This window comes from Devosia ginsengisoli (genome assembly GCF_024707105.1).
Classification (GTDB): Bacteria; Pseudomonadota; Alphaproteobacteria; order Rhizobiales; family Devosiaceae; genus Devosia; species Devosia ginsengisoli_A.
Genome location: NZ_JANQAJ010000006.1, coordinates 815,853 through 827,986, shown reverse-complemented (window position 1 = coordinate 827,986; position 12,134 = coordinate 815,853). Strand labels below are relative to the sequence as shown.

Sequence of the window (12,134 nt, the reverse complement as noted above, 5' to 3'; positions counted from 1 at the left end):
TTGACCCTGCGCCATCCCCTCCGCATTCCCGGGATTACCGAACTGCCTCCATCCGGCAGCGGCATGCGCATCGGCCTGTTCGGCGGCAGCTTCAATCCCATCCATGACGGGCATCGCCTGGTCGTCGAGGAGACGCTGCGCCGGCTGGAGCTCGATGCGCTCTGGGTGCTGGTGACCCCAGGCAATCCGCTCAAGAACCATACCGAGCTGGCGCCACTGACCGACCGCGTCCAGGCCGCGCGGCGCCTGCTCGACCATCCCAAGGTCCGCGTCACCGGCTTCGAGGCGGCACAGGGCTTCACCTATTCCTGGCAGACCATCCGTTTCCTGACCAAGACCATGCCCGACCGACGCTTTGTCTGGATCATGGGTGCCGATAATCTGGTAGATTTCAACCGCTGGGAGCGCTGGCGGGAAATCGCAGCCATGGTGCCCATGGCGGTCTATGTCCGCCCCGGCTCCAGCCGGCTGGCGCCGGTCTCGATGGCCGCCAGCTACCTGGCGCGTTGGCGCATCGATGAGGACGACGCACCGCGTCTGGCTTCGCTCCCGCCGCCGGCCTGGGTCTATCTCCATGGCCAGCAATCGCCGCTCTCTTCCTCCGCCATAAGGGCAGGCCGGCAACACGTTAAGCCAAAGTGACGCCCCAATCTTGCGAAACTGTCACGTAAAGCGCATATTGAAGCGTGTGATTTTTAGTCACCGGAACAGGAACTGACTGCTTGCCGTTTGCCAAACGCCTGCAACATTCCGATCAACAACCAAGGATGCTGACCCCACGCATGACCCATGCACTGGCATGGGCGGAAGGCCATTGCTGATGGCCGCGCTGCCCGAGAACACCGTCACCAAGTCCGAAGTGCCCGTCGCGGCCCCGGAACGCCCCATGATCGATGTAATCCTTGATTGCCTTGACGATGCCAAGGCCGAGGAGATCGTTGCCGTGGATATCACCGGCAAGTCCTCGCTGGCCGACCACATGGTCGTGGCCTCCGGCCGTTCGCAGCGCCATGTCGGCGCCGTGGCCGACCAGATGATCACCGCCCTGCGCGAGGCCGGCTACGGCAAGCCGCGCGTGGAAGGCCTGCCGCATTGCGACTGGGTCCTGGTCGATGCCGGCGACGTCATCGTCCACATCTTCCGCCCCGAAGTGCGCGAATTCTACAATATCGAGAAGATGTGGCAGGCGGACTTCGCCGCCGACGCCCACTAGCCTTCATCGATGCGCATCACGATTGCGGCTGTCGGCCGGATGAAGGCCGGACCGGAGCGGGAACTGGTTGCCCGCTATCTCGATCGCGCTGCCGGCGGCGGCAAGCCGCTGACGCTGACCGGCTTTGATGTCACCGAACTCAGCGAATCCCGCGCGTCCTCCTCGGCCAGCCGCAAGGCTGACGAGGCCAAGGCGCTGCGTGCCGCCCTGCCCGATGGCGTGGTTGTGGCGCTCGATGAGCGTGGCAAATCCATCGGCTCGGAACCATTCGCCAGACAGCTCGCCCGCTGGCGCGACGATGGCCGTCCGGCCGTGAGCTTCGTGATCGGCGGCGCCGACGGCCTGGACCCGGCCTTCGTGCAAGCAGCCGACCTGGTGCTGAGCTTTTCGCCCATGGTCTGGCCGCACCAGTTGGTGCGCATCATGCTGGCCGAACAGCTTTATCGCGCCACGACGATCCTGAGCGGACACCCCTATCATCGTGGCGATTGAACCGCCGGCAATCACGGCATGGTTAAGCAACGTTAACCTGCGGTTTGCGGGCACTTTGCTATTGTGGCCCGATTGATTCGGGCGCGTGCGCCTGTTGGAGACGTCATGGCGCTGAGGCCGGGCAAAAGACTGACAATCCTGCTGGCCGGCCTGCTGCTGACCGGCACCGCAACCCTGCCCCTGCTCGCCCAGACCGAGCCCTCTGCCACGCCCGCCGAAACCGCGCCGGTTGAAACACCCCCACCTGCTCCGGCCACGGAACCCGCCGCAGAGCCGACAAGGCCTGCGGCACCCGAAACGCCGGCCGGACCGGCCGCACCGACCCCGGCCGATCTCGAAGAAATCGAGGCCTCGCTGACGCTCAGCCAGGAGCGTATCGAGACGCTCAAGGCCGAAATCGCCGAAATGGAGGGCGATCGCACGCGGCAGAATGCTGCGCTCATCGCCGCCGCCCAGCGCGTCAGCATCGCCGAGATCGAAGTCGCCGATGTCGAACAGCGGCTGTCCGACCTCATCGTCAACGAGCTCGAGGTACGTGGACGGCTCGACGGCTCCAATGCCGAAATCGCCAATGTGCTGGCGGCGCTGGAGCGCATCACCCTCAACCCGCCGCCGGCCCTGATCGTCGACCCCGACGATGCTTTGGGCTCGGCTCGCAGCGCCATTCTCATATCAGCCATCGTGCCGCAACTGCGCGCCAAGGCAGATGCAGTGACATCAGACCTCAAGGCGCTGACCGATATCAAGCTGCAGGCCTTGGAAGAAGAGGCGACGCTCAAGGCCAATTACGCGGTGCTGGAGGAGGAACGGCTGCGCATTGCCACCCTGATCGTCGCGCGCAAGCAGGGCATCGAAGTGCGCAGCGATGAACTGGCCGCCGAGGAAGCCGAAGCCGTCGCCCTCGCCGCTCGCGCCACGAGCCTGCAGGAATTGATCGGAAGCCTGTCGGAACGGGCCAGTTCGGTTTCCACCGCTGGCCCCGCCGTCGATCCGGATGCGCCCGCGCTGACGCCCGAACAGGTTCGGGTCGCGCTGGCCAATTCCGCCCGTACCGAGCCGGCCATTCCCTTTGCTGCCGCTCGCGGCTACCTGACTATGCCGACCAATGGCGTCAACGTACTCGATTATGGCGCTGGCGACGGCTTTGGCGGCATCAGCCACGGCATATCTGTGGTCACCCGTGCCGAAGCGCAGGTGGTGGCGCCATCAGACGGCTGGGTGCTTTATAAGGGCCCCTACCTCAATTATGGCCAGATCGTCATTCTCAATACGGGGCAGAACTACACCGCCCTGCTTGCAGGCCTTGAAACCGTGACTGTCGATATCGGCCAATTCGTGCAGATGGGCATGCCTCTGGGCACCATGGGATCACGCACAATTGGGCGCTCGATAACCACCAACGCTGGCGCCGCCCAGCCGACCCTCTATATTGAACTCCGTCATAACAACGAGCCCGTCGATCCAACCGGATGGTGGGCAAACCCGACACAGAGTGGATAGAACCCTCATGCGCCTGACCTCCCTTCGCGTTGCTGCCATCGTTCTGGCGTTGTCGCTGCCTGCCGGCCTGCTGGTCGCCCAGGAAACGCCGACGCCCGCGCCCATCGAGGAGCAGACGCCGCCCGCTGAGCCGGCACCCAGCGGCGAGCAGCCCGAGCCCACCCCGGAGGAGAATGCCGCGGCGTCCCGCGATCCGCTGGAGATCTATGCGGACCTCAACCTGTTCGGCGAAATCTTCGATCGCATCCGCGCCGAATATGTCGATCCGCCGGATGAGAAGGAGCTGATCCGTGCCGCGATCCAGGGCATGCTGACCTCGCTCGACCCGCATTCGGGCTATCTGCCCCCGGCCGACTATGACGATATGCGCGAGGACACCTCGGGCGAATTCGGTGGCCTCGGGATCGAAGTCACCATGGAAGAGGGCATCGTCAAGGTGGTGTCGCCCATCGACGATACACCCGCCGCCAAGGCTGGCATCATGGCCAACGACCTCATCATCGAGATCGACGGCGTGCAGGTGCAGGGCCTGACCCTGGACGAAGCCGTGGCCAAGATGCGGGGACCGATCGGCAGCTCCATCAAGATCACCGTGTTCCGCGAAGGCGTGACCGACCCGCTCGACTTCGAGCTGACCCGCGCCATCATCGCCATGCGCGCCGTGCGCTGGAGCATGGAAGGCGGCGAGACCGAGGGTGAGGGCGACGTGGCCGTGCTGCGGCTCAGCCGCTTCTCCGAACAGGCCTTTGTCGGCGTCGAAAAGGCTATCAAGGACATCTATGCCGCGCGTGACGGCGTGGCGCCCAAGGGCATCATCCTGGATCTGCGCAACAATCCGGGCGGGCTGGTCGACCAGTCGGTCTATGTCGCCGACGCCTTCCTCAAGCAGGGCGCAGTGGTGCTGACGCGCGGCCGCATTCCCGAGGAAAGCGCCCGCTATGACGCCCAGCCCGACGCCCTCGATGCCATGATATCAGATGTGCCGCTGGTGGTGCTGATCAATGGCGGCTCGGCTTCCGCTTCCGAGATCGTGGCTGGGGCACTGCAGGATCACAAGCGCGCCACCGTGGTGGGCACCCGTTCCTTCGGCAAAGGCAGCGTGCAGTCGATCATCTCGCTGGGGCCAGACGGTGCCATGCGGCTGACCACGGCCCGCTACTACACGCCCAACAACCGTTCGATCCAGGCTTTGGGCATCACCCCCGACATCGAGATCAAACAGGTCGTGCCCGAGGAATTCCAGGGTCGCGACGAGATTATCGGCGAGGCGGGGCTGGCTGGCCATATCACCATCGAAGGCCAGGAAGAAACCAGCGTTGGCTCCTCGGTCTATGTTCCGGCCGAAAAGGCCGAGGACACCCAACTGCAATATGCCATCCGCCTGATCGATGGCGCCGAGACCGATCCGGCCTTCCCGGCCAAGGCCGAATAACGGCGGGCGAACCGCTGTGCTATGAAACCCTGCGGGGGCGAGGCGGCTGATTCGCTGCCTCGCCCCCGCTGACTTTGCATCGTGGAACGCATGAACGATGGCCAATGACCTGACGACGCCACTGACCGGGCGCAAGCGCAAGTCCGGGTCCCAGCGTCCGCATCTGCCGGTCGCGCGCACGCTCTTCGCCGTGCTGGCGCTCATTGCCGTTGCCTTCGTGCTGCGCCTGGTACTGACCGACGACCCCAATGGTGGCCGCCCCAGCCAGGAGGTAGCCATCGCTTCGACGCGCAACAGCAATGAAGTGGCCAATCAGGTCAGCACGGGCCCGGTCACCATCACTGCCGACCCCCAGCAATTCCACGCCGGCAGCTCGATAACCAGCGTGCCATCGGGCACGTCCGATGCCGGCTCCATTGCCAGCCTGCCCGACATTTTTGGCGCCCTGCCCGAACTCAGCGAGGAAACCGGCGCCGGCCCCATTCCCCGCATGTCGACATCAGGGCAGACCCCGTTTGCCGCCTATGCCCGCCCCGTGGACCCGGCAACGACCAGCGGCATGGCGATGATCGCCGTCGTGGTCACAGGCCTGGGCATCAATGAACAGGGGTCGCTCGACGCCATCGACCAGTTGCCCGACGACGTGACGCTGGCCTTTGCCCCCTATGGCAAGACGCTGACCACGACAGTGGCCGCGGCCCGTTCGGCCGGCCATGAAGTACTGCTCGAAATCCCGCTCGAGCCGTTCGATTTCCCGCAGAACGACCCCGGTCCGCAGACCCTGCTGACCGGCGAGCCCTTGCGCGCCAACCTCGAAAAGCTGTTCTGGCTGATGGCCCGCTTCGGCGGCTATGTCGGCGTCATCAACAATATGGGGGCCCGCTTCACCGCCTCGGCCGCCGATTTCTCTCCCATCATGGAAGAGCTGGGCGCCCGCGGGCTGGGCTATCTCGATGACGGCTCCTCCAACCGCTCGCTGGCCAACCAGCTTGCCGGTGGCAACAAGGTGCCCTTCTCCCGCGCCGACCTGGTGATCGACGCCAATCCGTCGCGCCAGGCCATTCTCGCAGCGCTTGCCAGCCTTGAGGCCAAGGCGTTGGAGAACGGCCAGGCAGTCGGTATTGTGAGTGCGCTGCCCATATCGGTCGCAGCCGTCACCGAATGGTCGCGCGACCTTGAAAGCAAGGGCATCGTGCTGGTACCGGCCAGCGCCCTGATGAAATAGAGTTTGCCATGCCTGCCCGCCCCGACCGTGAATCCCTGCCCTATCGCGACTGCGTCGGCATTGCCGTCTTCAACCAGGACGGCGATGTGTTCATCGGCCGGCGCAAGGCCGAAGGCGACCCCGAGCAGAGCGCCGAACTGGGTGCGCCCTGGCAGATGCCGCAGGGCGGTATCGACAAGGGCGAGGACCCGCTGAAGGCCGCCTTGCGGGAGCTGCACGAGGAAACCAGCATCAGCGCCGTGAGCCTGTTGGCCGAGGCACCGGAATGGATCTACTACGACCTGCCGGATGAAGCGCTCGGCATCGCGCTCAAGGGCAAGTATCGCGGCCAGCGCCAGCGCTGGTTCGCCTTCGCCTTTACCGGCAAGGACAGCGAGATCGACGTGCTCGCGCCCGGCGGCGGCAAGCACCCCGCCGAATTCGATGCCTGGCGCTGGGAAAAGCTGAGCCGCCTGCCCAGCCTGATCGTGCCGTTCAAGCGGGACGCCTATGACAAGGTGGTCGAGGCTTTCGCCGACATTCCCCGGCGTTTCAACCTCGGATAGGCGGCATGAAAACCATCGGCCTCATCGGCGGCATGAGCTGGGAATCCACCGCGCATTACTACCGCGCCATCAACCAGGATGTTGCTTCGCGGCTGGGCGGGCTGCATTCGGCGCCGCTGATCGTCCACTCGGTAGACTTCGCACCCATTGCCGACATGCAAGCGGCAGGCGACTGGGATGGCGCCGGGCGGCAGCTGGCGGATATTGCCCGTGGCCTCGAGGCTGCTGGAGCCGAGGTCATCGGCCTGGCCACCAACACCATGCATATCGTGGCCGACCAGATCACAAACGCCATCACGGTACCCTTCGTGCATATCGCCGATCCTACCAGCGATGCGCTGCTGGGGGATAAGTTCGAGACCGTGGGACTGCTGGGCACGCGATTCACCATGGAAATGGGCTTTTATCGCGATCGGCTGGCCCAGCGCGGTCTGACCGCGCTCATTCCCGAAGTCGATCGCACCAACCTCAACGGCATCATTTACGAGGAATTGTGCCGGGGCATCGTGCGCGAGGAATCACGGCGCATCTACATCAATGCCATTGAAAGACTGGCGGCGCGCGGGGCCGAGGCGGTGATCCTGGGCTGCACCGAAATCACCATGCTGATCGACGATTCGGTGAGCCCGCTGCCGGTCTATGACACGACCGGGCTGCATGCCAAGGCGCTGGTCAGCGCCGCTTTGGCCTGACCGCTACGCCACCCGCTTTCGGGGCGGAGCAAGAGTCGCGGTCGCTTCCGCGCTGTCCTCGATGACGAAAATATCCACGATACCATCGAGCGTCTGCGCCTGGGCCTCGGTCTGCTCAATGGCGGCATTGGTCTCTTCCACCAGAGCCGCATTGTGCTGGGTCATCTCGTCGAGCGTACGCACGGCCATCGAGACTTCGTCGATGGCCACGGCCTGATCGCCGCTGGCCTTGGCGATAGCCTCTACCAGCGCGTTGTTCTGTTGCACGGCCTCGGCCATTTCGGCCAGGCGCGCCGCGGCGTCCGAAACCAGTTGCGAGCCACCCCTGACCTCGTTGGCCGACTGTTCGACCAATGCCTTGACCTCGGCCGAAGCGCTGGCAGCCGACTGCGCCAGCCGGCGCACTTCGACGGCAACCACCGCAAAGCCCTTGCCGGCATCGCCCGCCCGCGCCGCTTCGACGGAGGCATTCAGCGCCAGCAGGTTGGTCTGGAAGGCGATATCGTCGATCATGCCGATAATGTTGGAAATCTTGCCCGAGCTTGTCGTGATGCGCTCCATGGCCGCATTGGCCTGGTCCATCACGGCACCGCTTTCGGCGGCCGAGCGCGACACCGCGCCCGCCTTGCCGGCGGCATCCTGCCCCATTTTCGCATTGACGGCGACCGTGCCGGCCAGGGTCTCCATGGCCGCAGCGGTCTCTTCGATAGTGGCGGCCTGGCGCGTGGTGCGCTCGGAAAGGTCGTTGGCACCGGAAAGGATTTCCCCGGTCGCGGCCTTGATCGAGCGCGAAGTGCCACGCAACTGGCCGACCACTTCGGCGAAGCGGGTCACCGTGCCGTTGAGGGCATGACGCAGGTCTTCGAATTCCGCCTGGAACGTCGTGTCGATCATGCCGGTCAGATTGCCTTCGGCAAGCTGCTTGAGCCCCGCCTCCACCGCCGCGACTGCCTGCTTGCGGGCGGTGACGTCGGTGGCAAACTGCACGACCTTGTAGACGACGCCGTCGAGCCCCAGGATCGGGCTGAACGTGCTCTGGATCCAGACTTCGCGGCCGTCGCGCGTACGACGGCGATATTCGCCCGCCTTGAACTGGCCCGCAGCCAGATCGAGCCAGAACTGGCGATAGGCTGGTGCTTCCGGATCGGCATCGAACAGGAAGAGCGCATTGGGTTGCCCCTGTATGTCGGCAAGATCATAGCCGAACAGCTTGCGGAAATTCTCGTTGGCGGTCAGCACCTCGCCGGTGACGCTGAACTCGGCCACCATCTGCGACATGGAAATAGCATTGAGCTGGCCAGTATGGTCTGCAGCCGCCACCAGATGCCGGTTGGTTTCCTCGCCCAGCTCAGCCACGCGCTCGGCATTGGCGCGGAACACCTCCACCGCGCGCGCCATGGCACCGATCTCGTTGCGCCGCTCGGTATAGGGCACTTCGATATCCAAGCCACCTTCGGCCACCGCGCTCATCACGCCGGAAAGCCGGGGAATGGGCCGGGTCAGGAGCCGCGAAAGCAACAGCGCCAGAAGGCCGATAATCAGCAGCGCCCCGCCGCCCACGGCGACCAGCATGGTGAGATTCTGCCCCACGACAGCCTCGATCGGCGCACGCGCCACAGCCACCAGCAGCGCGCCGATGACGGTACCGTCGGCCATGGCAATGGGCTGGTAGAGCGTGAAATAACCAACGCCCTCGACGATCTCTTCGTCGCGCACCGCTTCATTGGCCATCATGGCTTCGAAAAGCGGCGTGCCGGCGATGATGGGCGTATCGAGCCGGCGTTCACCATCGGGTTTGACGAGGCTCGACGTCCCCACGGCGAAGTCCGGACCGACCTCGGCATCATAGACATAGATGGCGGCATTCTGGCCGGAGACCCGGGCAATAGTGTCGATAACGTCATGGCTGCGGAAGCGCGGCATGGAGCGCATGGTAAGCGCTGCGACATTGCCGGCCTCGTCGGAAGCGATCTCGAGACTGGGCAGGTTGACCTGGAGAATCTCCGCCGTAATGCGCGTGGCGCTGGCCACTTCCTGTTCCGCATCGTGGCTGGCCGTATTGGTCAGGCTGATGAATAGCCCGAGGAGGACCGCGCCGATGGCAATGGTGATGGAACAGACCGCCATGGCCGCAATGGCGAAGGTGAGGCGGATATTGCCGAGCAACGAACCCATTCCTGTGTCTCCAATAGCCCTTCTGGGCCGACCGAGAAGCTCTTCCCCGGAACAGAGAATGCGGCTGTTTGGTTAAGCGAGTATTGATGCCGTGCAATTTTGATAGCCAGATCAAAGGCTTGCCCAAAGTTTGTGCAATCGATTGCACTGGACGAGCCAAAGCGCCGCCTGTGATGCGGTTGTCGATAGACGTGCGGATCCCGAGACGGCCTTCGCCTCTGGTAAATTTAGTAATGAGACGGAAGCCGTCTCGGGATGCCGGGACTTGCTCGGACGGCGCGATCGCAGACCCTGGCGGCTAGCCGTAGCACCCCGCCCAAACGCCTCGTCCGCTCGACCCGGAGCGGAGCGCGACCCCCACTCCCCCGGCTGGCCTCCGGACGCCCGTCGCTGCAGCGCCGCCCGTATCCCGGAAGATGGGGGGATGATACGCGCGGTTTTGGCGAGGGGGATAAGATGGACAAGTCGGGCGCTTCCCCCCCCGGGCTTGATCCGGGAGTCTCTCGCCACTTGTGTCGTGTTGGGAGTGACCCGCGGATCAAGTCCACGGGAGGCGCCGGTGGGTGGGCAGATGCTGGTCCAACCATGACGCAGTGGTTGTGGCTCCCCCACCCTCATTCCCTCCCCACAAGGGGGAGGGAGGCGCCAGATCGACCCTCAAAGATCATCTCAAATGTCTCCGCAAGCACGGACCAGGCTTCCCTCCCCCTTGTGGGGAGGGAATGAGGGTGGGGGTGTTTGGGCACGAGCCACCTAGCTGTGGCGTGATCTCGGGGTGGGTCCGGCTCAAGGCCGGGATGACATCGAGGTCGGGTGGGCTGGTGCCCCAGCCTGAAAAACCAAAAGACCCGGCCACGACATCAGTCATGACCGGGTCTGAAATCTTGCCTTGGGGAAAATGTCCTAGTGGACGTGGCCCTGGTTGAGCTGGCCGGCCTCGATAGCCAGGTTCAAGAGGGCGCTGACCACTTCCTGGGCGTAGGACTTGTCTTCCGGCGTCGCGGCAGCGGCCAGTTCGGCCTCTGCCGCCTTGATCTGCGCAGCGAGGTCGGCATGGTCGAATTCGGCAACCGGCACGGAACGCTCGGCCAGGATGGTCAGGCCTTCAGGCGAGACATCGGCAAAACCGCCCTGGACGAAGAAGATCGCGTCCTGGCCATTGCTGTTCACGGTGATGAAGCCGGGGCGCAGCGTCGTCATGAACGGCGCATGGTCGTCCATCACGGTGAAATAGCCCTCGGTGCCCGGAACGGTAACCGAGGTCACGACTTCCGACAGCACCAGCCGCTCGGGTGACACGATCTCGATCTTGAGGCCTTCAGCCATACTTTTGGTCCTTTGGCACTGGAGCCCGGAACGATATCCAGGCTCCACTACGAGATAGCACCCGGGCCGTAGCCCGGGCTATTGCATTAGGCAGCCTGCGCGGCCAGCTTCTGGGCCTTCTTGACGGCATCTTCGATGGTGCCGACCATGTAGAAGGCGGCCTCGGGCAGGTGATCGTATTCGCCGGCCACCAGGCCCTTGAAGCCCTTGATCGTGTCTTCGAGCTGCACGAACACGCCCGGCGAGCCGGTGAACACTTCGGCCACGTCGAAGGGCTGGCTCATGAAGCGCTCGACCTTGCGGGCGCGAGCCACGGTCAGCTTGTCTTCTTCGGACAGTTCGTCCATGCCCAGGATGGCGATGATGTCCTGCAGCGCCTTGTACTTCTGCAGCACTTCCTGCACGCGGCGAGCGACTTCGTAATGCTCCTGACCGACGGTCAGCGGATCGAGAATGCGCGAGTTGGAAGCCAGCGGATCCACGGCCGGGTAGATACCCTTTTCCGAGATGGCGCGGTTCAGCACGGTCACGGCGTCGAAGTGGGCGAAGGAGGTCGCCGGCGCCGGGTCGGTCAAGTCGTCGGCGGGCACATACACGGCCTGCACGGAAGTGATCGAGCCCTTGTTGGTCGTGGTGATGCGTTCCTGCATCGCGCCCATGTCGGTCGCCAGCGTCGGCTGGTAACCCACGGCGGAGGGGATGCGGCCCAGCAGAGCCGACATTTCGGCGCCGGCCTGGGTGAAGCGGAAGATGTTGTCCACGAAGAACAGCACGTCCTGGCCCTGGTCGCGGAAGTTCTCGGCGACGGTGAGGCCGGTCAGCGCCACGCGGGCACGTGCACCGGGGGCTCGTTCATCTGGCCGAACACCAGGGCGCATTTCGAACCGGCGGCCGAGCCACCATTCTCATGCGGGTCCTTGTTCACGCCCGATTCGATCATTTCGTGGTAGAGGTCGTTGCCTTCGCGGGTGCGTTCACCCACGCCGGCGAACACCGAATAACCACCATGCGCCTTGGCGACGTTGTTGATCAGTTCCTGGATCAGCACGGTCTTGCCCACGCCGGCGCCGCCCATCAGGCCGATCTTGCCGCCACGTGCATAGGGAGCGATCAGGTCCACGACCTTGATGCCGGTGACCAGCACCTGGCTTTCCGGGTTCTGCTCGGCAAAGCTGGGCGCGTCCTGGTGGATTTCGCGCCGGGCTTCGCCCGAGATCGGGCCGGCTTCGTCGATCGGCTCGCCAATGACGTTCATGATGCGGCCCAGCGTGGCTTCACCGACCGGCACCGAGATGGCGCCGCCCAGATCGACCACTTCGGCGCCGCGCACCAGACCTTCGGTCGTGTCCATGGCAATGGTGCGCACGGCGTTTTCGCCGAGATGCTGCGCCACTTCCAGCACCAGGCGCTGGCCGTTATTGGTGGTTTCGAGAGCGTTCAGGATCGCGGGCAGGTGGTCGTCGAACGTGACGTCCACGACAGCACCGATGACCTGCGATACGCGACCGGCCTTTTTCTCTGCCATTTGTTTGTC

10 protein-coding genes and 1 pseudogene are annotated in these 12,134 nt (G+C 64.4%); 8 read left to right on the top strand and 3 right to left on the bottom strand.

The genetic code is table 11. The features are described 5' to 3' along the window. From NVV79_RS07930 to NVV79_RS07895, 8 genes are all read left to right on the top strand, one after another. Positions 1-642 carry a nicotinate-nucleotide adenylyltransferase gene (locus NVV79_RS07930; protein ID WP_369684707.1) on the top strand — a complete coding sequence of 214 codons (642 nt, stop codon included), beginning with the start codon at positions 1-3 and terminating at the stop codon, positions 640-642. Between the two features lie 244 nt (positions 643-886). Further along, complete coding sequence (gene rsfS / locus NVV79_RS07925; protein ID WP_303988363.1) at positions 887-1,213, top strand: ribosome silencing factor; 327 nt, start codon at positions 887-889, stop codon at positions 1,211-1,213. 9 nt (positions 1,214-1,222) lie between these two features. After that, positions 1,223-1,705: a 23S rRNA (pseudouridine(1915)-N(3))-methyltransferase RlmH gene (rlmH, locus tag NVV79_RS07920; protein WP_303987830.1), complete on the top strand. Its 483-nt coding sequence runs from the start codon at positions 1,223-1,225 to the stop codon at positions 1,703-1,705. Positions 1,706-1,810: 105 nt separating this feature from the next. After that, complete coding sequence (locus tag NVV79_RS07915) at positions 1,811-3,205, top strand: murein hydrolase activator EnvC (protein WP_303987828.1); 1,395 nt, start codon at positions 1,811-1,813, stop codon at positions 3,203-3,205. Between the two features lie 7 nt (positions 3,206-3,212). Then, a complete protein-coding gene (locus NVV79_RS07910) occupies positions 3,213-4,637 on the top strand; it encodes a S41 family peptidase (protein ID WP_303987827.1) in 1,425 nt (474 codons plus the stop codon). Positions 4,638-4,734: 97 nt separating this feature from the next. After that, positions 4,735-5,862 (top strand): divergent polysaccharide deacetylase family protein, encoded by a 1,128-nt coding sequence (locus tag NVV79_RS07905; protein ID WP_303987825.1) that lies wholly within the window; start codon positions 4,735-4,737, stop codon positions 5,860-5,862. A gap of 8 nt (positions 5,863-5,870) precedes the next feature. Then, positions 5,871-6,407, top strand: a complete 537-nt coding sequence (locus NVV79_RS07900; RefSeq protein ID WP_303987824.1) for an RNA pyrophosphohydrolase — start codon at positions 5,871-5,873, stop codon at positions 6,405-6,407. A gap of 5 nt (positions 6,408-6,412) precedes the next feature. Next, positions 6,413-7,099, top strand: a complete 687-nt coding sequence (locus tag NVV79_RS07895; RefSeq protein ID WP_303987822.1) for an aspartate/glutamate racemase family protein — start codon at positions 6,413-6,415, stop codon at positions 7,097-7,099. A 3-nt stretch (positions 7,100-7,102) separates the two neighbouring features. Here the strand turns inward: NVV79_RS07895 and NVV79_RS07890 are convergent, their stop codons facing one another. The 3 genes and pseudogenes from NVV79_RS07890 to atpD all read right to left on the bottom strand — a co-directional run bounded on the left by NVV79_RS07890 (position 7,103) and on the right by atpD (position 12,125). After that, positions 7,103-9,274 carry a methyl-accepting chemotaxis protein gene (locus NVV79_RS07890; protein WP_303987820.1) on the bottom strand — a complete coding sequence of 724 codons (2,172 nt, stop codon included), beginning with the start codon at positions 9,272-9,274 and terminating at the stop codon, positions 7,103-7,105. 903 nt (positions 9,275-10,177) lie between these two features. After that, a complete protein-coding gene (locus tag NVV79_RS07885) occupies positions 10,178-10,600 on the bottom strand; it encodes a F0F1 ATP synthase subunit epsilon (RefSeq protein ID WP_303987818.1) in 423 nt (140 codons plus the stop codon). An 86-nt stretch (positions 10,601-10,686) separates the two neighbouring features. Further along, positions 10,687-12,125 (bottom strand): annotated as a pseudogene (gene atpD / locus NVV79_RS07880) (F0F1 ATP synthase subunit beta). Between the last annotated feature and the right edge of the window lie 9 nt (positions 12,126-12,134).